The sequence below is a fragment of the Pseudomonas sp. Pme6b genome, from assembly GCF_058129925.1.
The window spans coordinates 3,324,296-3,345,701 of record NZ_CM176704.1; the positions used below are offsets into that span (position 1 = coordinate 3,324,296).

The 21,406-nt window shown below is 56.0% G+C and carries 18 protein-coding genes, 1 pseudogene and 1 other annotated feature; of the genes and pseudogenes, 7 read left to right on the forward strand and 12 right to left on the reverse strand.

Annotated elements, in window-relative coordinates; translation table 11 throughout:
- Positions 1-22 precede the first annotated feature (22 nt).
- The 5 genes from AC4ANE_RS15010 to AC4ANE_RS15030 all read right to left on the reverse strand — a co-directional run bounded on the left by AC4ANE_RS15010 (position 23) and on the right by AC4ANE_RS15030 (position 4,889).
- On the reverse strand, positions 23-1,417 hold the full coding sequence (locus tag AC4ANE_RS15010; protein ID WP_002553510.1) for a UDP-glucose dehydrogenase family protein: 1,395 nt from the start codon (positions 1,415-1,417) through the stop codon (positions 23-25).
- The gene (gene arnF / locus AC4ANE_RS15015; RefSeq protein WP_031597975.1) at positions 1,395-1,829 is read right to left on the reverse strand and encodes a 4-amino-4-deoxy-L-arabinose-phosphoundecaprenol flippase subunit ArnF; all 435 of its coding nucleotides are present in this window, start codon (positions 1,827-1,829) and stop codon (positions 1,395-1,397) included. Before arnF ends, AC4ANE_RS15010 begins: the two co-directional genes overlap by 23 nt.
- Entirely contained in the window at positions 1,826-2,170 is a 345-nt protein-coding gene (arnE, locus tag AC4ANE_RS15020; protein WP_002553512.1) for a 4-amino-4-deoxy-L-arabinose-phosphoundecaprenol flippase subunit ArnE, read from the reverse strand. The genes arnF and arnE overlap by 4 nt, the downstream gene beginning before the upstream one ends.
- Complete coding sequence (arnT, locus tag AC4ANE_RS15025) at positions 2,167-3,840, reverse strand: lipid IV(A) 4-amino-4-deoxy-L-arabinosyltransferase (protein WP_460408380.1); 1,674 nt, start codon at positions 3,838-3,840, stop codon at positions 2,167-2,169. Before arnT ends, arnE begins: the two co-directional genes overlap by 4 nt.
- Positions 3,841-3,908: 68 nt before the next feature.
- Positions 3,909-4,889: an IS5 family transposase gene (locus AC4ANE_RS15030; protein ID WP_044424202.1), complete on the reverse strand. Its 981-nt coding sequence runs from the start codon at positions 4,887-4,889 to the stop codon at positions 3,909-3,911.
- 78 nt (positions 4,890-4,967) lie between these two features.
- Here AC4ANE_RS15030 and AC4ANE_RS15035 point away from each other — a divergent pair, with 78 nt between their 5' ends.
- Both AC4ANE_RS15035 and AC4ANE_RS15040 read left to right on the forward strand, forming a co-directional pair.
- Positions 4,968-6,329 (forward strand): methyl-accepting chemotaxis protein, encoded by a 1,362-nt coding sequence (locus tag AC4ANE_RS15035; RefSeq protein WP_002553760.1) that lies wholly within the window; start codon positions 4,968-4,970, stop codon positions 6,327-6,329.
- A 154-nt stretch (positions 6,330-6,483) separates the two neighbouring features.
- A pseudogene (locus AC4ANE_RS15040) lies at positions 6,484-7,490 on the forward strand (EAL domain-containing protein).
- A 45-nt stretch (positions 7,491-7,535) separates the two neighbouring features.
- On the opposite strand, the gene AC4ANE_RS15045 reads toward AC4ANE_RS15040, so the two are convergent.
- Complete coding sequence (locus AC4ANE_RS15045; RefSeq protein ID WP_002553761.1) at positions 7,536-8,654, reverse strand: metallophosphoesterase; 1,119 nt, start codon at positions 8,652-8,654, stop codon at positions 7,536-7,538.
- 375 nt (positions 8,655-9,029) lie between these two features.
- Here AC4ANE_RS15045 and AC4ANE_RS15050 point away from each other — a divergent pair, with 375 nt between their 5' ends.
- Genes AC4ANE_RS15050 through AC4ANE_RS15065 form a run of 4 tightly spaced genes read left to right on the forward strand, consistent with a single transcriptional unit; the run spans position 9,030 to position 13,056 of the window.
- Positions 9,030-10,022: a TRAP transporter substrate-binding protein gene (locus tag AC4ANE_RS15050; RefSeq protein ID WP_031598607.1), complete on the forward strand. Its 993-nt coding sequence runs from the start codon at positions 9,030-9,032 to the stop codon at positions 10,020-10,022.
- 4 nt (positions 10,023-10,026) lie between these two features.
- Positions 10,027-10,521 carry a TRAP transporter small permease gene (locus tag AC4ANE_RS15055; protein ID WP_002553763.1) on the forward strand — a complete coding sequence of 165 codons (495 nt, stop codon included), beginning with the start codon at positions 10,027-10,029 and terminating at the stop codon, positions 10,519-10,521.
- Entirely contained in the window at positions 10,518-11,804 is a 1,287-nt protein-coding gene (locus AC4ANE_RS15060) for a TRAP transporter large permease (RefSeq protein WP_002553764.1), read from the forward strand. Before AC4ANE_RS15055 ends, AC4ANE_RS15060 begins: the two co-directional genes overlap by 4 nt.
- 25 nt (positions 11,805-11,829) lie before the next feature.
- Entirely contained in the window at positions 11,830-13,056 is a 1,227-nt protein-coding gene (locus tag AC4ANE_RS15065) for an aminotransferase class III-fold pyridoxal phosphate-dependent enzyme (protein ID WP_002553765.1), read from the forward strand.
- Here AC4ANE_RS15065 and AC4ANE_RS15070 read toward each other — a convergent pair.
- From AC4ANE_RS15070 to AC4ANE_RS15095, 6 genes are all read right to left on the reverse strand, one after another.
- Positions 13,029-13,922, reverse strand: coding sequence for a LysR substrate-binding domain-containing protein (locus tag AC4ANE_RS15070; RefSeq protein WP_002553766.1), 894 nt, complete (start codon positions 13,920-13,922; stop codon positions 13,029-13,031). The two genes, AC4ANE_RS15065 and AC4ANE_RS15070, sit on opposite strands and share 28 nt — an antisense overlap.
- A 79-nt stretch (positions 13,923-14,001) precedes the next feature.
- Entirely contained in the window at positions 14,002-15,075 is a 1,074-nt protein-coding gene (locus AC4ANE_RS15075; protein ID WP_002553767.1) for an NAD-dependent epimerase/dehydratase family protein, read from the reverse strand.
- Positions 15,076-15,221: 146 nt separating this feature from the next.
- Positions 15,222-16,289 (reverse strand): AraC family transcriptional regulator, encoded by a 1,068-nt coding sequence (locus tag AC4ANE_RS15080; protein ID WP_002553768.1) that lies wholly within the window; start codon positions 16,287-16,289, stop codon positions 15,222-15,224.
- Positions 16,290-16,425: 136 nt separating this feature from the next.
- Positions 16,426-16,935 carry an ATP-binding protein gene (locus AC4ANE_RS15085; protein ID WP_460408995.1) on the reverse strand — a complete coding sequence of 170 codons (510 nt, stop codon included), beginning with the start codon at positions 16,933-16,935 and terminating at the stop codon, positions 16,426-16,428.
- A protein-coding gene (locus AC4ANE_RS15090; protein WP_095178853.1) for an IS3-like element IS51 family transposase occupies positions 16,919-18,141 on the reverse strand; the annotation gives its coding sequence in 2 pieces (ribosomal slippage) (positions 16,919-17,856 and positions 17,856-18,141; 1,224 coding nt in all). Before AC4ANE_RS15090 ends, AC4ANE_RS15085 begins: the two co-directional genes overlap by 17 nt.
- Positions 17,747-17,863 (reverse strand) — a sequence feature (AL1L pseudoknot). (Overlaps the previous gene by 117 nt.)
- A 1,098-nt stretch (positions 18,142-19,239) precedes the next feature.
- Positions 19,240-20,436: a hypothetical protein gene (locus AC4ANE_RS15095; RefSeq protein WP_144106541.1), complete on the reverse strand. Its 1,197-nt coding sequence runs from the start codon at positions 20,434-20,436 to the stop codon at positions 19,240-19,242.
- Between the two features lie 629 nt (positions 20,437-21,065).
- On the opposite strand from AC4ANE_RS15095, the gene AC4ANE_RS15100 reads away from it, so the two are divergent.
- Positions 21,066-21,356: a hypothetical protein gene (locus AC4ANE_RS15100; protein ID WP_031597969.1), complete on the forward strand. Its 291-nt coding sequence runs from the start codon at positions 21,066-21,068 to the stop codon at positions 21,354-21,356.
- Positions 21,357-21,406: the final 50 nt, after the last annotated feature.

The following is a 21,406-nucleotide window of genomic DNA, read 5'->3' on the forward strand; positions in this document are numbered from 1 at the left end:
ACGGCGGGCGGAGCAGGGCCATTCATATGGCCTGACTGCTGGTTAACTGGTCATAGGGTGTCCACCGCTTCTGCGGGATTGGCAGATCGCACGATTCACCACGACCGATGGGGAAGTAGTGAAAGCCGCGCTTTGCCAGCCGTTCGGTGTCATACAGATTCCGGCCGTCGAAGATGATCGGTGCATTCAGCCGCTGCTGTATCTGCTCGAAATCCGGGGCTTTGAACTGTTGCCACTCGGTGCAGATGATCAGCGCATCGGCATCGTTGAGAACGGACTCAGGTGTTCCCATTAGAATCAGGTCCTTGCGATGACCATATATGCGTTGGGTTTCCTGCATGGCCTCGGGGTCGAACGCGCGCACGCTGGCCCCCGCGTCCCACAGCGCTTCCATGAGCACGCGGCTGGGGGCATCGCGCATGTCGTCGGTGTTGGGCTTGAATGCCAGGCCCCACAGGGCAAAGGTCTTGCCGCGCAGGTCGCCCTGATAGAACGCGTTGACCCGCTCGAACAGTTTGTTCTTCTGTCGTTCGTTGATGGCCTCGACCACCGACAGCAGGTCATTGGAGCAATGCGCCTCTCTGGCGCTGTGAATCAGGGCGCGGATGTCCTTGCCGAAGCATGAGCCGCCATAGCCGCAACCGGGGTAGATGAAGTCATAACCAATGCGTGAGTCGGCACCGATGCCCAGCCTGACGGACTCAACGTCTGCGCCCAGATGTTCTGCCAGCTCGGCGATCTGGTTGATGAAACTGATTTTGGTCGCCAGCATGCAGTTGGCGGCGTACTTGGTCAGTTCGGCGCTGCGCAGGTCCATGAACATGATGCGGTCATGGTTGCGGTTGAACGGTGCATACAGCTCGCGCATGACTTTGCGCACCGCTTCATTTTCGCAGCCGATGACAATCCGGTCCGGGCGCCGGCAATCGTTGACCGCCGAGCCTTCCTTGAGAAACTCGGGGTTGGACACTATATCGAACTGCAACAGGCGACCGGCCTGACGCAATACCTTGTCGATATGGCCTCGCAAGGCGTCGCCACTGCCGACCGGCACGGTGGACTTCTCGACGATGATCAGCGGCTCGCAGCGATGCCGGGCAATGGCTTCGCCTACCGCAAAAAAACCGCCGAGATCGGCCGAGCCATCTGCTCGGGAGGGCGTGCCAACCGCGATGAAAAGCACCTCGGCATGCTCCACCGCCAGTCGCTCGTCGGTGGTGAAGTGCAGACGTTCATGATCCAGATTGTCACGCACGAGATTGGCCAGTCCAGGCTCGTAAATGTGTACCTGACCCTGACGCAGTTGATCGATTTTGGCCTGGTCAATGTCCATACAGACAACATCATGGCCGACTTCGGCAAGTACGGTCGCCTGTACCAGACCTACATATCCGCTACCGAAAACGCTGATTCTCATGGGAAAGATCCTGAAGTGACGGGCTGGAGATGCGCCGCAGGTTGATGGTCAAGACACCTGCCACGATCAGCGTGACACCCACAGTTTTCGATACCGTGAACGTCTCGTGGAAAAATGGCAGAGTTGCAGCCAGCGTATAAACCAGTGCATAGCTGATACTGAGGAGCGAATAGGCACGGCTGAGGGGCAAATCGCGCAGCGCCAGCAGCCAGAAAAGCATGGAGAGTGCATAGGCTGTGATCGAGGCGCAGATGACGGCGATGGCACTGGACTGAACCTGCCCGATGTCCTGCAGGTCGAGCCATTGTCCAGGTGAGGGCAGGCGGCTCATGCTCCAGCGCATGCCCAATTGCGCCGAACTGACCAGTACAACGCTGGTCAAGGCGCACATCGTTGCTCTACGGCGAGTCATGCCTGACGTCCCAGCTGAAATACGCCGACAAGGATCAACGCGATACCAAGCCAGTGCTGTGGGTCAACCGGCTCTTTGAAAACATAGCGTCCCACCAGGGTGATCAGCACGAAGTTGAGGCCCAGCATGGGATACGCGATGCCTACATCCATGCGTTGCAACACCAACAGCCAGACCAGCAGACCCAGCCCGAGGCAGGCGATCGCCAGCCACAGCCACATAGAACGCAGTGCAGCCAATACGCCGGGAAATGTCTCGCGCCAGCCTTCCACGGCGTACTTTTGCGCGATCTGGCCCAGGCACGTCAGCAGGCATGCGCCCAGGAGCATCTGCCAGGTCATGGCGCTGACTTCTCATAAATGAGGATGGCCAGGTTGCCTTCGTCGTAACGCTGGCCATCCTTGGGAAGCAGTTCAAGCTCCCGCAACTCCTCATCACTCTTGCCGCGCATGATCACGCCGACCCGGCCTTCGCTTCGGGCTTTTGTAACCCAGGCGTCGATGCCCTGCAGACGGACTTGGCGGCCCTGTACATCCGGATAGCCCAAGCCGTATTCAAGCTCGCCCCAGGTATTGAAAAGCGTAATGTCCGGTCGTTTCAGGCGCCACGACAGGGCAGAGGCAGCGCCCAGATCATTGCTCAGCAAATGTGTACAGGCTGCCAGCTCCGCTTGATGTCTGGCGACAAACTGGTCGGGAGTCTTGTTGTACACCACGTCGTTTGGCAGGGCCGCGGGCAGCAATACGATCAGCAACCAGCTTCCCACCGCTGGCAGCGCCCAGAAGGTCAAAGGGCGGATGCCTTGCAGGGCGTTGGTGAGCGTCCACCCGGTAAGTACGATGACCGCCAGCAACAAGTGCATCGGTTCGTTTTCGTACAAGGGCTGTTTCAACTGCACGTAGATCAGCGCTAAAAGTCCGAGGAAGGTCAATGCTGCGTTAACTATTCCGTTAACACGCAACGCCCTGCCACGGCCTTGATTGAGACGTTCGACCAGAGCGTCAGCCATGAGCAATGCCAGCGGCAGCAGGCAAGGCAGTATGTAGGTCGGCAATTTACCTTTGCTCAGGCTCAGAAATGCCAGCGGCAGGACCAGCCATAGCAGCAGGAAGGCAGTATCGGGCCTGCTTTTTCGTTGCCAGGCCTGCTTAAACGTCACTGGCAGCAGCAGCGCCCAAGGCAGGCACGCGGCGATCAGCAGAGGCAGGTAGAACCACCAGGGTTGGGCATGCTGCGCATTGTCCCCGGCAAATCGGCGAATGTGCTCGTGCCAGAAAAAGTAACGCCAGTAGTCGGGCTCTTGCTGGTGTACCGCCAGAGCCCATGGCAGACAGACCGCAATGGCAATCACCACCGCAAGCGGGCCGAACCTGAGCAGTTCAGTCAGGCGTCTTTGCCATAGCATGTAGGGCAGGGTGATGATGGCCGGTAACGCCCAGGCCAGAAATCCCTTGGTCATGAACCCCATACCGCAGGCTACGCCGACCACCGTCCAGGCTACCAGGCGGGCTCGGCCGATGCTGTGCACGGCGTACCAGAACGTTACCAGCGTCAAGTTGGTCCAGAGGGTAAATTGCGGGTCGAGATTGCTGTAACCGGCCTGGCCGGCGACGAAACCGAAACTCATGAAAAGCAGTGCGCTGGCAAAGCTTTTGCGCGGGTCGCTCCAGATCTTTCCTGCCAGCAGGTAGGCCAGCAAGACACTTAAACCGGTGCTTATCGCCGAAGCAATGCGCACGCCGAACAGGTTCTCGCCAAAGACCGCTTGGCCCAAGGCAATCAGCCAATAGCCGGCAGCCGGTTTTTCAAAGTAACGCAAGCCCATGAAGTGCGGGGCGATCCAGTTGCCGCTGTGAAGCATTTCCTGGCTGATCTGGGCATAACGGGTTTCATCGGGAATCCACAAACCATTTAAACCCAGCGGTAGCAGGTAGGCCAGCAAGAATGCCGCTAGGGATGCTCCGATCAACTTGCCGCGCAGCGGTGGCAAGCCGTAATTTGCCAGGCACATAGCGCTATTTTTCTGAAAACGGTCTGATGCAGTGTGAGTCGAGCGCGTTTTTCGCTCGGTTTTCCGTGTTAAGCGCGCAACTCACCCAAACCCATTAGTCGCTTTCGAGCCATCCACAGGTTCGACAGGGCGAACAGCGTGGTCAGTTGGGCCGTGTTTTTCATCAGCCCACGAAAGCGTACTTTCACGTAACCAAACTGGCGCTTGATGACCCGAAACGGATGCTCGACCTTGGCGCGTGTCTGCGCTTTGCAGTACTCGATCTTGCGCTTGGCTTTGTACAACAGGCTGCGTTTGTTCAGCTTGGAATACGTGCTGCGCCGCGCCGCGATTTGCCAGATCACGTTACGATTTTCGTGCTCTTCACGCTTCTCGACACCGGTGTAGCCAGCGTCCGCATAGACCGCGTTTTCTTCCCCGTGGAGCAGTTCGGCGACTTGAGTGACATCGGCCACATTGGCCGCAGTGCCATGGACGTGATGAACCAGTCCAGACTCAACGTCAGCGCCGATGTGGGCCTTCATACCGAAGAAATACTGGTTACCCTTCTTTGTCTGATGCATCTCGGGATCACGCTCGCCGTCTTTGTTCTTGGTCGAGCTTGGGGCATGAATAATGGTGGCATCGACGATGGTGCCCTGGCGCAGCGACAGGCCTTTTTCCTGCAAATAACCGTTGATGACCGCGAGGATTGCAGGAGCCAGTTGATGTTTCTCCAGCAGGTGCCGGAAGTTCATGATCGTGGTGTCTTCCGGTATCGGCGCACTCAACGTCAGGCGTGCAAACTGGCGCATGGGGGTGATTTCGTAGAGCGCTTCTTCCATGGCCGGATCACTCAGGGAGAACCAGTTCTGCAGCAGGTGAATGCGCAGCATGGTTTCCAGCGGATAAGGTTTTCTGCCACCGCCGGCCTTGGGGTAGAACGGTTCGATCAGGCCCAGCAGACCTGTCCAGGGGACGACCTGATCCATCTCGGCGAGGAAGCGTTCGCGGCGTGTCTGCTTGCGCTTGCTGGCATATTCGAAATCGGAAAAGCTCATCTGGCTCATGGGAGGCTCGGATCAGGTGGTCAGGCGATTTTCGCATAACCGGGACTTGTTCGGAGATTCCCTAAAGATTTCGATTCGATGACCGATGAAGGTGGCAAGCCCAAACTGTCCCGGATAGCCACAATGTTTAACTCTCAGTTGAAAAAAACCAATAAGGCATTGGAGCGCCGCCTCGCCATGCTTGAACAAGCAGGGCAAATTCTGAATCTGGAGACAGTTGCCGCCGTTCTGGACGGGGCGGGCAAAGTGCAGTCAGTCAATGCCTTGTTCGAGACAGAACTGAGCTATGCACAAGCCGAGATTGCCGGGCGCAGTCTCTCTGAGTTGAGCCCGCCAGAGCTGAGCGCTGATGTTCACCAGAAGCGTGCTCTGGCTGCTATTCGGGATGGCAAACATTTCAGCGGCACGTTGCGCCTGGTCAGCAAAACAGGGGCCAGGGTGTGGCTGAGAACTGTGGTTGTCCCCTTTAAAAACGAAACCGGCGGTGTGGAGCAGATCACGCTGTACTCAAGCGTTTTGACACGCACCATCGAAGCCTCTCGCGAGAACGAAGCCCTCGTGAACGCACTGCAACGGTCAACCGCCGTTATCGACTTCACCCTCGATGGAATAGTCATCGCAGCCAATGATAACTTTCTGAAGGCAATGGGCTACGAGTTGCATCAGATCAAGGGAAAACATCACAAGATTTTTTGTTTACCTGAAGAGTCCGCCTCGGACGCCTACACGTTGTTTTGGGAAAGGCTGCGTCGGGGTGAATTTATCGTTGACCGTTTCCGGCGCGTCGACAAGTCCGGTCGTGATGTATGGCTGGAAGCGTCCTATAACCCGATTACCGACGCCAATGGCAAGCTCTATAAAATCGCCAAGTTTGCAACGGTGATTACTGAACAGGTTGAGCGTGAGAAAGCTGTCGCTGAAGCGTCGGAGATGGCCTATCAAACATCTATCGATACCGACGGCAGTGCCCAGCAAGGCCGAAAAGTCATCAAGGACACCTTGCAGATGCTGGGCCAGCTGACGATTTCGATGGAAGAGGCCACGCGGGGCATCGAGGCACTGGACTCTCAAAGTCAGGTCATTGGAACGATCATAAAAACCATCAGTGGAATCGCCGAGCAAACCAATTTGCTCGCACTGAACGCAGCTATTGAAGCCGCGAGGGCGGGCGAACAGGGCAGGGGGTTCGCGGTGGTGGCCGATGAGGTACGCCAGTTGGCCTCACGCACGACCAAAGCGGCAGAAGAAATCGTAAACGTCGTGAAGACCAATCAGAGCCTTGCTTCAGATGCCGTGGGCGTGATTGTGCGCAGTACCGAGCAGGCTTCCGAGGCGCTGGTGCTGGCTAACGATGCAGATCGTGTCATCCAGGAAATCCAGCAAGGCGCCAACACAGTAGTTCGAGCCGTCAGTCGGTTTGTCGATCAGCGCTCGAGTTAGTTGCAAACGGCGGAACACTACCGAGCCCGGTAGTGTTCCCGGTCATCATCCTGGCAAGGGTCAATAGGGCGTAGCGAATGCCTACTAGTGTGAAGTCTGGCGACCGCTGAACTGCCTGCAGTCGTACACCTGTCGTCATTTGAGCGTAGCGTTCATGTCATTCATTCGCAGTCCGCACATGGCTCGTAAATACCTTTACACCCTGTTGTGGTTTTATCTGTTTTCTATTTTTTTGGTGGCCATCGCGTGGGAATTCAAGCTTGAGTCCTTCGCCATGTACGCCATGAACTTACCGTATGATCAAGACTTCGAAGATGCTGAGCGCTGGCGTTTTGTATTAACGTCGACCGGGTTTGCATTGCTGTCGATGGTCGTACCGTTCATTCTTTTGAAGCGCCTGATGCAACGCTTGCAAGACAGCAAATCCAGCCGTTCTATCAGCCTATTGTCAATCTTCCGGAGCAACGCCTCGCGGGCTTCGAACTATTGGCGCGATGGCTGCACCCCGAGCGTGGAACTATCATGCCGCTTGACTTCATACCCGTGGCAGAACATTTGGGGCTAATCAAGCAACTCACTGAAAGTCTTCTGCTTCAGGCCTTCGATCAGGCGCGTGACTGGCCCAGCGACTTTACGCTGTCCATAAACGTCACTTCATTGATGATCGAAAGTGTCGATTTTCCCGACTGGTTGGCCCACGTGGCCAGTGGAGGTCAATTTCCACTGAGTCGGCTGGAAGTGGAAGTGACGGAAAATGCCCTTGTGGCCAATATCGACAGTGCACGCCTGAACCTGGAGCGTTTGCGCGCTATGGGGGTGAGCGTAGCGCTGGACGATTTCGGTACGGGCTATTCGGGGCTTTACCACCTGACCAAACTGGCCATCGACAAAATCAAGATCGACCGGTCTTTCTTTGACACCTCACTGGATAACCAAAATGAGATGGTCAAAGCCATCCTCGCTCTGGGAAAAAGCCTGCGCATGAAAATCACCGCCGAGGGAGTGGAGCACGAGGAACTTGCAGACTGGTTAGCCTCCCACGAGTGCGATTTCGCTCAGGGTTACTTGTTCGGACGGCCCTTGCCTTTGGCCCAGGTGACAGCGCTGCTGGCAATGGCCGAGCCCGAAGTACCGATAAGGGCGCGCGCCAGTGCCGGGTAGCACGAACGTCGGGCGCACAGGATGTGGCGCGCCACTAATGGCAAGCTACGGTGCCCGCCGAAGCGTAATCCGGGTCAACTCCGAAGGCTGGCCAAGACGAATGGCAAATCCGGGCCAGAGTGCGGTGCCGTTGTTGACGTACAGCTGCATCCCGCCGACATCATAAAGCCCCGACACAGATCCCCCGTTGGCCAGGGCCAGCAGGCGGTGAAGACCGAAGATCATTCCGCCATGGGTATGGCCGGAAAGTTGTAAAGTTACCCCTTTAGCCGCGGTTTCTCGCGCGTTTCTCGGTTGATGGTCGAGCAGGATGATCGGTGTGTCTTTTGCGATGCCTGCTATGGCTTTTTCAACGTCTGGCGCGGGGAAGCCGGTTTTTGGTGCGGTCACATCGGTGACGCCAGCCAGAGCGATCCGTGCGCCGTCGCGCTCGATCAGAGTGTGGCTGTTGGCGAGTGGCACCATCCCCAGCGAGACAAAGTGCTGCATCCACGTCTGGTTGTCGAAAAAGTATTCATGATTCCCGGGTATGACATACACGCCATCAGGTGCCCGTAAATCGCGCAACGCTTCGACATCCTGCTTTCGGTTGTTGAGTGAGCCATCGATCAGGTCGCCGGTGATGACGATCAGATTCACTCCCAGCGCATTTGACTGCTGCACCACCGCCTGCGTCCATGGTGCGTCAAACAGGCGACTGATGTGCATGTCAGTCAGTTGCAATACTTTGTAGCCCTCGAATTGCACAGGCAGGTTTTTGATCGCGATCTGGATGTCTTTCACAGGCGGCACGCGCACGGCCTGCTGCACGCCGATTGCCGCCAGCGCCAGGGCCGCCACACCGATGACGTAGCGCAGATTGGCCGGAATGGTCAGTGCTTGCCGGCGCATCAGCATCGTCAGCAACGTTGCGATATCGACGATGATTTGCAACACCGCAAGCAACAGGATCGCGCCGAATGCCCAGTTGAACAGCATCACAACGGTGCGTGGAAATTCCGGCGAAAACACGCTCCCGGAGGAAAACCGGCAATACAGATGATATTGCGAGGCTAGAACAAGCAGCAGAGCAACGGCAATTCTTGCCGATAGAGCCCACGGCATTGGCCACAAGAACCTGGCGATAACGTACAGGCAGGGCAGGCTGAACATAACGTGAAACATCAAAGCGCTCCTTTAGTCATCCGCCGATAGTAACGGCTCGCCTCTCGAGGCGTCGACCGGTGGGTTCCGAGGCAGTTGACTGGAGTTTTTCCTCACTTGATTCATAAGCTGATGAAGCAACACCCGATACTGGAAACGTGGTTGGGGCCACTTTCGGCTGCGGGCCCGGCTTTGCTCGCGATGATCCCCTCATGGCGCGGATTTTCAGTGCCTGGCGCATTGACTGAGAACGTTGGAATGGCAGGAAGTGGCATCCATAAATAAATGTATGGATGCATTAAGCATCCTAATCGCAAAAAGCCATCTCTCAATTGACGCTACGGTCCGCACTCATGGTTAATGGCTGCAACGCTATTCAACGTAGGGTTCGCCGCCATGCTCAGATTCCCATCTCGTCTAAACGCTGTTCTCGGAGCCTTGACCGGGCTGGCTTTGCTGATCAGTGCAAATGTCGCAATGGCGGGCCAGACGTTACGTTTAGCCCACGCCTCAAGCTCCAGCAGCCTGATCAATCAGGCGATGACACGTTTTGCTGCCGAGGTCAGCGCCGAGACCAAGGGCGAATTGAACGTACAGGTCTATCCCGACGGGCAATTGGGTGACGAAGCGCCTATTGTCGACTCGGTCGGCGCAGGAGCCATCGACATAGGCCTGGGCGGCTCGACCGACGGCATCGATCCACGCCTGAACGCGCTGTCGCTGCCATTTCTGTTCGAAGATTCGGTCGCCGTGCATGCCTACCTCGATAGCGCAGCCGGCAAGAAATTCCTCAGCATGGGCCAGGATCAAGGCTTCGTCATGCTCTCGGCGCTGGACTCTGGTTTTCGCCAGTTCGCCAACAGCAAACACCCGATAATTCAGCCCGCAGACCTCAGCGGCCTGAAAATACGTACGCCGCCCAACCCCGTCATTCTGGCAACCATCAAGCAATTGGGCGGGCTGGGACAGTCGATTCCGTTCGGAGAGGTTTATACCTCGCTGCAATCGGGCGTAGTGGACGGTGTGGAGCCCGAGCTGCGCGATTTTTACGACCAGAAGTGGTATGAGGTCGCCAAATATGTCTCGCTCTCGAACTACGTGTGGTCGGCTAACTTCTGGTTCATCAACAAGGACAAGTATGAAAGCCTGAGCGCAACTGATCGGGCTGCTCTCGACAAGGCGGTGGTAGACACCACAGCCTGGTATCGCTCGCAGCTGGAAGCGGTGTACAGCAAGATTCAGCAGGAAATGCAGGGCAAAGGCGTGAAGTTCAATGACGTCAACCCGCGTCCATTCCGCGAGTTGAGCAACCCGGTGTATGCCCAGTTCGGCAAGGTCTGGGGCGAAGACTTCGTCAGCCAGCTGCGGCACGACGCGCAAGGCGAGTGACGCCATGTCTATCAGCCCGCATCCCGACCAACCACCCAGCAGCCTGGCTGAACGCTGCCTTGCTGTATTCGGCTCGCTGATGTTCGCCGTGACCTTTCTGTCCATTCTGGCAGGCGTTTTCTCGCGTTACCTGAATCTGCATGGCTTCGAATGGTCGTTCGAGATCGCCACGATCGGGTTTATCTGGGTGACATTTATTGGCGCCGTGATCGCTGAAATGAGGCACGAAAACGTGCGATTCCAGGGCCTGGTGGGCATGCTGCCAAGGTCTTTGCAAAAGGCCCTGGATGCCTTTGCCAGTGTGGCCCTGCTGGGTATCAGCGCTTGGCTGCTGAGCAGCGGTGTGGCGTTCATTTCACGCACCGGCTGGATGCCAACCCCAGTGCTGCGCTGGCCCGCCGGGCTGAGTTCACTGGCGTTGATCAGCGCCGCCGTGATGCTTGCGCTACTGGCTGTGGTTCGTCTGACACGCCTGATTCGCAACGGAGTACGCCCATGACCGTGCTGATCCTTTTTCTGGCGTTTTTCTGTTTGCTGATGGCTGGCCTGCCAGTTGTCTGGGCGATGGCCGGTGGCAGTATCGCGGCCCTGCTGTGGGGTGATCTGCACATGCCGCTGGCCTGGATTGCCCAGCAAACGCTGCGCGGTGCCGACTCGTCGACCCTGGCCTCGATACCGTTGTTTCTGCTGGCCGGAGAGCTGATGAACCGTGGCGGTCTGACGCTGCGCATCATGCGTGTTGCGGAGCACTGCTTCGGGCGTTTGCGCGGCGGACTGGGGCAGGTAAATGTCGCCACTGCGTTCGTCTATGGCGGTCTGACCGGATCAGCCACAGCCGATACTGGCACCGTTGCCAAGGTCATGATTCCGGTGATGGAGGCGCGTGGCTACCCACGTGCCTTCGCCGCTGCTGTTACAGCAGCCTCTGGAACGCTGGGCATTATCGTACCGCCGAGCGTCATCCTGATCATGTTCGGCGTGTTGACCAACACGTCTATCGGTGGTCTGTTCATGGCTGGCGTTATCCCTGGCCTGATGCTCGCCGCAGTCTTCATGATGACCGCTTACATAGTCGGGGTTCGCGAGGGCTTTCCAAAAGCTGAAGGCAAGATGGACTGGGGCCTGTTCCTGCGGGACACCGGTGGCGCGCTGCCTGCGTTGCTGATGCCGTTCATGGTGCTCGGGTCGATAGTTACCGGCTTTGCCACGGCCACTGAAGCGGCGTCGCTGTCAGTACTCTATGCGCTGTTCGTCGGTACCATTGTCTATCGACAACTGGCCTGGCGCGATCTATTCCCGGCCGTGACCGAAGCGGTGACCACCACCGGCTCGGTAATGATCATCATGGCTGTGGCCATGCCGTTTGGCTGGATCCTGACCTTCGAACTGGTGCCCCATACAGTGGCCACCTGGATTGTCGGCCTGCATACCGGCCCGCTGGTCACCATATTGCTGGTGATTCTGGTACTCAAAGTGGTCGGTTTCTGGCTGGACCTTGGCCCGGCAATGATCATTCTGGCGCCGATTCTGGTCCCCGTGGCCAAGGCTGCGGGCTTCGAGCCCTATCAGATCGGCCTTATCTTCACCATGACCCTGGGTTGGGGACTTTTCACTCCGCCTATCGGCACCAACATCTTTGTGGTGTGCAACGTAGGACGTATTGATATCGGTGCCGTATCACGACGATTGATACCGTTCTGGATCGCCACCGCGTTTGCCATCGCCTTGCTCGTGTTTTTCCCGAATCTGACCCAATGGTTGCCCCGCGTCATGGGCTATTGATACCTCCCATTTCCTGAGAATAAAGATGAAACATTTGATCGGTGGAATTTCCAGCGGCGGCCGCGCTTTGCCCGAAATCGACGGCCAGGCTTTCAATGTCGCACGCTCCAATGGGCCATGGCTGTGGGACAGCAAGGGGGTGCGCTACGTGGATACCGCAATGGGTTTTGGTGCAACCATGCTGGGCCATGCTCAGGTGGAGGTCATGGAAGCGGCCAGTGCAGCAATGCTCAACGGCCCGATGCCTTCCTTTGCCCACGCGGACGAGGAGGCCGCTGCTGCCGCATTGGCGACATTCACCGGCGATCTCAGCCAGGTGATCTTCCTCAACACCGGCAGCGAAGCCGTGCACCTGGCCTGCCGCACCGCGCGCGTGGCAACGGGTCGCCAGCGCATTGTAAAGTTCGCTGCCGGCTATGACGGCTGGTACGACTCGGTAGCCTTTGGCAATGCGGGGCAGGCCTCGGCCTTGATGAGCGGCACAACCCGGCCTGAACGTGATGGCATGCTGCTGTTGCGCTACAACGATTTTGAGGATGCCGAACAACTGTTTCGCGATTACAGCGACATCGCAGCCCTGGTGGTGGAACCCGTGTTGGCCAACGCAGGCTGCATCGAGCCTGCGCCGGGCTATTTAAAGCACCTCAGCGATCTGGCTCACCGCAATGGCGCACTGGTTATCCTGGATGAAGTGTTGATGGGGTTGCGCCTGTGTCCAGGGCTGACCGGCACGCTGCTGGGTGCCGAGCCTGATCTGGCCACGGTCGGCAAGGCGATCGGCAGTGGTATTCCGGTCGCCGCTCTGGTTGGCAAACCCGAATACATGCGTCTTTTCGAGCAGGGAAAAATCGTACGCGCCGGCACCTACAGTGGAGCGCCGCCAGCGTGCGCTGCAGTACTGGCGACCCTCAAGCAACTGGCGACCGCCAACTATGCCGCACTGCTGACACGCGGTGACCAGCTGCGCGCCCAAGTGGTCGCAGCCTTTGCCAGCAAAGGCATGGCCGTTAGCAGTACGGGTTACGGGTCAGTGTTCACGTTATGGCCCTCGGCGACGCCACCCAGAACCTACGCCGATGCGGCGCATGTGGCTGACAGCGCGTGGACACTCTCGCTGCACAAAGCGCTGCGCCGTGAACGGGTCATGAGCATGCCGTTTGCCTTTGGCCGAACTTATCTGACCTTTGCGCATCAGGAAAAAGCGCTGCAAGCGGTGCTTGAAGGTTACAAGGCTGCCATCGCTTCGCTTTGAGACTCGCTTTCAGAACGGCTTTCGGCCTGAAAGCAATCACGGACGAAATGCGCCAGGCGGCGGGTGTTCAACAGGGCATGTTCGGGCACCAGCAGCTCCAGTTCGATGCTTGGCAGCCGGGGCAACTGCTCGGATTTCAGGATGCGCCAGCCAGATGGAACAACTGAAGCGGGCAATACCGTCACCGAGGTGCCCAGCCGAACCGAATGCATGACGCCCGGCAGATGAGATGAAGAACTGACCATCCGCCAGGGCGTCCCCAACAGATCCAGCGCCTCAATGATCTGCGGACGCGCCCGGCAGCTTTCGGTAAATAACGACAACGGCAAAACCTTCTGTTGCTCGGGAAAATGCCCCGGCGCTGCGCACCACAACATCGGTTCGCACCTAAGTAACTCACCCTGCACCTTGGTGCCGGAGCGGGTGATGATCGCCAGGTCGATGCTACCTTCGGTAATCATGGACTCGAGGCGAGAAGAAAAATCACAGATGATTTCTACCTGTAAATGCGGATAGCGCAGGGTGAACGCCTGCATGAGCTCGCAGCCCAGCGACTCAAGATAGTCATCCGGCATGCCTATACGAACGCGAGTGGCTTCCTGCCCGCAATCGAGCGCGGCAAGCGCCTCGTCTTCGAGCATCTGGATACGCCTGGCGTAGCCGATCAGCCGTTCACCATGCTCCGTCAGCGTAACGCCACGGCGTGACCGCTCCAACAGCTTGCGCCCGACCCGGGATTCCAGCCGGCCCAGCATCAGGCTGACAGCTGCCTGGGTCTTGCCGATACGCTCACCGGCAGTGGTGAACCCGCCGCAATCGATGACAGCAACAAAAGCAGCTAGGCAATCGGTATCGAGATGGCGCATGGGGAGACCTCGGGTGAAACCTGATAAGCGAGGTCTATGCACGTTCCATTCCGTTACGGGAAGTGAAGCAACTTGAATGTCACGACCGAAGCTTCTCATTCGCCTGGCTGTTGAGCTGACGCTGCATATCCCAGCAACGGTAATGATCTGTCAGCGTTTCCGTGATGGATCGATATTTGATGCCCAGATCATTCAGGCTGCGCTGGTTATCCACCACAAAGCGAATGCCGAGGTGCTTGCACAGATAATCCTGAGTGAGCCCGAAGAAGGGACCAATCAACCTGACAATAGCGTCGGGAATGCGGTAACGCGGCAATAACCAGGGGCATCGATGCAAACGGCGCACAATGCCAGCTATCTCCACGAAAGAAATCATATGTTGTTCAGCAAGGATATAGCGCCCCTGAGCGTCAACCTTGTTCGCTGCGATGATATGAGCTGCCGCTACATCCCTGACGTCCACGGTAGTCAGACTCAGGTCGGGCATGCCATAGAAGAAGTAACCGCGGAACATCTCATCCAGAAGAAACAGGCTTCCGGAGTCCGAGGCCGGCGTAAGAGAAGGGCCGAGGATCATGCCCGGATTGATAGTGACCAGGCTCCAGCGAGTCTGCTTCTCGCAGATCCGCCATGCTTCTTTTTCGGCCTCGACCTTGGCGTAGTGATAGGGGTTGGTTTCAAGCGTGCTGCTGGTATTGAAATAGTCTTCGGTAAGGGTCTTGTTCTTCATGTGCAAAACGTCAATGTAATCGCCAAAGATTGCCCCGACGGTGGAGGTCATGACGACACGAAGGACGCTGGGCGTTTTATCGACACTGCTCAGAACGTTCCGGGTGCCCAGCAGTGCAGGCTCAAGCATTTCCCGGAGGCCGTCCTTTATTTTTTCAGGCAGCAGAAAGGGCGACGCCACATGATGGACGACCGTGCAGTCGTGCATGGGCGCATCAAACGCGCCGTCTACAAGAAGATCTGCTTCGAACAGGTAAAGTTTGCCTGGATGTTGCTTTTGCAACGTCAGCAGAGGAAGCACTTTTGCCCTGTTGGTGAGGTTGCGCACGGTGGTATTGACGACATTGCCGCTGGCAAGCAGTTGCTGAATCAAGTGGCAGGCCACAAAACCGCCACCCCCGGTAACAAGCACTCGTTCTGTCATCACGGCCCATCTCTTGTTTGATTATTTATGGAGAGCAGAGAGCTACGATAAACAACCGGTCACAGAACGCAGGGGTTGAGCGGACAAAAAAGGGGGCGGCAGCGGACGTTTGATGATCACGTATGTTCTTGCGAGTACGCAAAAACTCAGGAGGTTGACAGGCCCTGGATGTCTTTTCGAAATTGTTGAATTTCGTATCTGGCTTCGCGGGGCGTTACCCCGGTCCAGCGTTTGAACGCCCGACGGAAATCACGAATATCGCTGAAGCCGGTTTCAGTCGCCACGTCGATCAATTTCGTTTCACGGTGACTCAGGAGTGACAATGCCCGGGCCCTGCGTAGCGAGTCGATGACGCCCTGATAGGACTGTCCCGCCTCGTCAAGACGACGCCTTAAGGTGCGTTCGCCGATATTGAGCTGTTGCGCAAGGTCATTGAGTGACGGCGGAGCGCAGAGACGCTTGCGTATTTCCCGTTGAACGGTTTCGACAAGATCTGACGTGCCTTTATCTTCCCAGTTTGCACTGTCCAGCAACTCTGCCACTTCTGCAGCCACGAAGTCATCGCGCGTCAACAATGGAATGTCCAGCCACAGGGCATCGAATTCGATCAGATTGTGAGCACCGGCAAATACCACCGGGCAGCGGAATATTTCGCTGTATCGTTGCCGGTGCGCAGGCTCTGGATATTCAAGCTCGATGCGGCTGGGGAGCATGTCATGATGCCCAGTCAGATGCCGCGCAATGGCCATCGCGCTGGCGAATGCCTCTTCCAGATAAAAACTGATCACGTCAGGGTCAAAGAACTGCGGCACCATGTAGGTCAGGCAGCGACCTTCATGAAGCGCCATTCGATGGCGGAGCAGGGCACCGGCATGCTTCTGGTAACGAATGGCCAGGTCCAGCGCCTCACCCAGCGTGGGACTGGCCTGCATACCCAGCCCGACAATGCCCCATGACACTGCTGTCTGGCGCTCGCCGACCGACAGACCCAAGCCGTCATCACCCAGCACCGTGATTGTTCGGCGTACCAGCAGGTTGCTTTGCCGATGCGACAGAAGATAGCCGGGCTTTTTCAGGTCATCAGGGGCAAAACCCAGGCCACGGCATAGCCACTCGGCATCGACGCCACGTTCGGTCGCGTACTGCAGGAGCATGCGCGATACCTGCGGCGGAGCCGAGGCTTCAGAGAACAGTGGGTCAGCAATGAGCTTCATGTTGATCCGGACCTTTTACAGACAGGTTTTATTGCGAATTCCACGTCATCCGGACACTCAGCCCACCAACATCCGGACACTCGTTCCACGCTTATCCGGACAGGCAGTCGGAGCGCAGCGACGCAGGTTTGCATTGTTAGTCTGAAGCCCCTGCCGCCGTCAATTTCGTTGCGCGCCTGCGCATCGATTCACCCTTCAGTTCAATTCGATAAGCGTTATGCACCAGCCGGTCGAGGATCGCATCGCCCAAGGTCGGATCGCCGATCAACGCATGCCATTTGTCCACTGGCATTTGGCTGGTCACCAGCGTCGAGCGGTTGCCGTAGCGGTCGTCCAGCAGCTCAAGCATGTCGCGCCGTTGCGCGGCGGTAAACGGTGCCAGGCCCCAGTCGTCCAGGATCAGCAGGTCAGTCTTGGCGTAGCCGGCCATCAATTTGGCGAAGCGGCCATCGCCGTGGGCCAGGCCTAGTTCTTCCATCAAGCGCGGCAGACGCAGATAGCGCACGCTGTAACCGTCGCGGCAGGCTTTGTGAGCCAGCGCGCAGGCAAGCCAGGTTTTACCTACGCCCGTCGGCCCGCCGATGATCAGGTGAACCGCCCCGGGTTTCTCGGAGACCCTTTTGTTTGAGTCATGCCACCTGGGCAGACTCGGTGAGTTGCTGATAATAGATTGCTTCTGCTTCGACCGGTGGAATATGACCGATTGGCTCCAGCAGGCGGCGGTGATTGAACCAGTCCACCCATTTCAGGGTTTCCAGCTCCACCGCCCCCCGTGTGGGCCAAGAGCGTCGATGAATCACTTCAGCCTTGTAAAGACCATTGATGGTCTCAGCCAAAGCATTGTCGTAAGAGTCACCGACACTCCCGACCGATGGCTCAATACCGGCTTCGACAAGACGCTCGGTATAGCGAATGGACACGTACTGCACGCCACGGTCACTGTGGTGAATGAGTCCACCCTGCTTGACTGGGCGACGGGCGTAAAGGGCTTGCTCCAGTGCATCGAGTACAAAATCGGTACGCGCTGAACTGGACACCTTCCAACCGACGATGAATCGGGCAAAGACATCAATGATGAAGGCCACGTAAACAAAACCCTGCCAGGTACTGACGTAGGTAAAGTCCGATACCCATAGGGCGTTCGGGCACTCAGCCACAAACTGACGGTTGACATGATCCTGCGGGCACGGCCTGGCTTGGTCGCTGACCGTCGTCTTGACGGGCTTGCCGCGTACCACGCCTTGCAGGCCCAGCTCTCCCATCAGACGTTGCACCGTACAGCGGGCGACTTGCAGTCCGTCACGCAGCAATTGTCGCCAGACCTTGCGCACGCCATATACCTGGAAGTGCTCATCCCAGACTCGCTGGATGTGCTCACCCAGTTCCTGGTCACGCTGCGCACGCGCTGACTGCTGGCTGGGGTCAGCCTGCTGAGCAGCGTACCGGTAGTACGTCGACGGGGCGATTGGCAACACCTTGCAAATCGGCTCGACCCCGTAAGACTGGCGGTTTTCATCAATAAACGTCTTCATCGTTTGAATGGGCGGTCGAGCTCCGCCTGGGCAAAATAGGCTGAGGCCTTACGCAAGATCTCGTTAGCTTGACGCAACTGACGGTTCTCACGCTCCAAGAGCTTGACTCGCTCACGTTCGACTGTGCTCAGCCCATCACGCTGGCCGCTGTTGCGCTCAGATTGGCGAACCCACAGCCGTAATGTCTCGGGCGTGCAGCCGATCTTGGGGGCAATGGCACTGATGGTGGCCCACTGCGACTCGTACTCAGGAAGGTGTTCGAAAACCATCCTGATGGCCCGCTCACGGACCTCTGGGGAATACTTCGGTAGTTTTTTCATCGCTCCATCCTCTCAAAGGTTGGAGTCTCCGAGAAACCCGGGGCGGTTCAGTGTAGTGGGAGCGTCTCTCGCGTATTGGGAGATGCAGCACCTAGGCTATGCTTGGGAAGGACATTGGGAGGACTTTTTCCCACCGTCCGCTGTACCGGGGCGTGCAACTCCGGCGCCGGACTTCATCTTTGCTTCAGACCCAGAGAGCCGATCATCGCCCACTTAGACTGCGTTCTGGCTGAGCTATGGGTGGACTTGGAATGCGCCAGCATCACAACCTCGAGATTACTGGCCAGATTGCGCTTGGGAGCGACTGGGGGCGTATGCATATAGCGACGATGCGGTTGAGATTCCTATAGATGCCTTAGTCCACAAGTTATTGACCAAATGGGTAAATCATAGTCAAACCGTTTGCCTTTGGTATCGCCTGGCAGCTTCACGAAACGACAGGAAAAACTTTTTAAAACAGTAAGTTACAGTTACGCGGGCTAAGGGCCATGGTCATTATTCGGAGGACTTGGGAGAACTCCATACCCGTTATTCAACGGAATTCTCCTCAAATTTGGCACTTTTTCCGGTGATTAACGATCATGGCGCTAACCTGAGCCCGAACGGTTAGCTTCAGAAACAAGCCTTTACAGATTCAGACGTGGAATGTACGCCAAACGAATCAACGGGTTGACGCTGAAATGGTGGAACGCCATGGTCATTAATCGCTGGAGTTCATGTGGGTTTGGATCGTTAATTGGCGGAAAAGTCCTGCAGCAGGGAATTCACCGACACTCGAGCACAGGATTCCGGCGATTAACGATCAAATCGGGAATATGCATTTTTGCGCGCGCTGTATTTATCCAGCAGAATCAAAAGCTTATTACCTGATGGCAGCTGTCCATTAATTAATGACCGGTGACAACAAGTCTTCCAGCCGAAGGGAGCGCGCGCAAGCTCTCGAATTTCCGCCAATCCTCAAAGGCAGAAATCAAGCTGGGCAATGAGGACCAGGGAGGAGGGTGCACATTTCGCAAATGTTGAATAGCATTTTGTGATAGATCTCAGCCTGTCAGAATCAGCCCGCACTCGCCTCTAAACCTCAAATTCTTAGCTCATTTACATAAACGTAATTTTTGACGTCGACGCGCAGCGGTTCTGGAGCGCATTTAAAGACTCGTATCCGAGCCGACTACGTGTATTGTCGAATCCAAAATCCTGAAGCGAAACCATAATAGCTGCTGCGCGGATAGTATCGAGCCTAGCAGCAGCGACTAACGCAGTATCCTGTTCCGTCATGCCATCTTGGGTCATCATACTCACAGCAGTTTGACTGATGTCTTTAATCACGTTACGTACCTGTCTCGACGTTATGCCGGGGCGACCTCCTAAAGTAGTGAAAACAGCCAAGTCAGCTGAAGCGCGATCGCTTTTAGCGATAGCTCTCGCTTTTAAGTATCGCTCAAAATAGCGTGAGAATACCTCCGGTGCCTGTAAACAAAAAACGCGTTCTGCGTCGATGGCACAGTAGGTCAGTATGGTATTTTTTTCCTGGAAATCACGTAATGAGGGACGCCAAGATTTGCTGCCTGAAATAAGTCTAACTGGAACAAGCATGAATATAATCATAGCTAAAATAAAAAGTGATCGTTCATGAGCGCTGTCATGCTCACACATTTTCTCCGCGGCCTTTAATAGGTAATTCAAATGGGTTCGCTCCAGTCGTCCAATAAGTGAAACGCTTCTTTCAGTAAGACTATCGATAAAAGACTCTTCGATATGCCTAGCAGGATTCGTAACTGCTAGCTGGCGTTTCTCCAAATAGTGAAAAAATTGCGTGCATACTGATCGAATACTCTTAAGCGCCTTGGCTTTTGCCACTGAGTTTTCGGCAGCAGTTGAAAAAGGGCGCCACCTGCGATTGATGATGTAGTAGCCATCACTGTTCCGCTTAAATCGGCGCATTGCGCTGCGACCAACCCAGCTTTCTGGGGGAGAAGCACAGAATCTAAGGAATTCTTTAATATCGCTGATACCGACCTTGGAAACGGGGGTTTTATTAATGATCCACGCCCACAGCAATAATCGCTCAGTGATGCCTCGATAATAAAAAAAAGTGGTACTAACGTCCGCTGCCTGGTCATAGTTTGCATAGCCCTGGAGGAAATCCTTCGCCGAATCGAAGATCAAGACGGGATCTAGTTCAACGCTGAAGCTCGCTAGGTAATCGGCAAGTTCAGGGTGCAAAGTGAAATATACGTCGGACGAAAGCGCTATCGCATCCTGATCAGAGAACATGGGGCGAGGTTCAGTCATAACGATTCTCCGATGAAATAGCTTAAAATAGCTCATAGAAGTCGATATGCCAGCTCCGGTGACGCTTTCGATCTAATATTTACGGATACTCGATGCAGATGAAATCCGTCTCTATGACATTCAACCTTGAATTCTAAGGTGTTGAAAATCCAGCGCTTTCAAATGTGATGCCTCCTAGCCCTAGCATCTATGAACACCTAGAAATATTCGTATGTCGATCAGGTTTCGCGGATTTGGGGATGTGCCCGTGTAGGAGAGCACTTACGAATGATCGGCTAACGCTTGATTTTTAAGTATTTTTTTTGATTTTCAGGATTAGCATTAATGGCTGACAGTCACAAGGTTGCTGGTAGCAGTTACAAATAGATATAATTTAACATAATATACATTATGCGTACCTACACATGCATCCTTGGTGAGCCCTGGCCACCAGATTTGAAGCCGAGAACTGACTCCTGTGTATTTCAAGAACGTGAAAATCGAAGCCCCTCACACTTCAGTGTCCGACCCATGTGCAGCGTAAACTTCAACAATGACGGACCGAGACATTGCGCCTGGCTCACGTACCCAAGTCAGCACTCGAATTCAAAACGTTTTGCGGTAAAGTGTCCGCCCGACGGTACCAACGCCTGCTAAACCTGAAATCAAGGACTGATATTGCCTGCATAAGCTCACCAGCATGGGCTGTAGATCCCGCGACCCTGCCAATGGTCGTGCAGATGCAAAAAGCTGCAAATGCAGCGACATGCGAGTCATATAAAGGCGATACATCGCCGCTGGGCAAGGCTGTTAACAAACAGTGCCGGAATCGAGCCAAAGCTGAGTTTGAAGACAGGCAAGACGAAAACCCGCTAAGGGACTGCATCAAACCAGGCAACGTTATAGACGATGATGTGCGAAAGTGTATGAAAGGAATGTAACAGCACTGCCAAAACCAACCCTGTAGCCTGATGACCTGATGACCTGATGA